Below are 226 nucleotides of genomic sequence, written 5' to 3'. Positions count from 1 at the left end.
GGCGTTCCTGCAGCTTCTCGCGGTCGTAGTCGGAGGTGGTTTCTTCGATCTGGGCCTTGATCTGGGCAATGCGGCCTTCGATGTCGGACTTGGCGCCCGAACCGTCGACGATCGTGGTGTTTTCCTTCTCGACCGACACTTTCTTGGCGCGGCCGAGCATGTCGAGTGTCACGGATTCGAGCTTGATGCCCAGGTCCTCGGAGATGACGGTGCCGGCAGTGAGCAC

The 226-nt window shown here is 61.1% G+C and carries 1 pseudogene; it reads right to left on the bottom strand.

What is annotated here, in order from left to right:
• Nucleotides 1–226 (bottom strand): annotated as a pseudogene (groEL, locus tag CO671_RS22515) (chaperonin GroEL); the annotation flags it as partial.

The sequence above is a fragment of the Rhizobium sp. M10 genome (assembly GCF_002531955.1).
Lineage (GTDB): Bacteria > Pseudomonadota > Alphaproteobacteria > Rhizobiales > Rhizobiaceae > Rhizobium > Rhizobium etli_C.
Note: the sequence above shows the minus strand (reverse complement) of the source record. Positions and strands in the feature narration are given on the sequence as shown.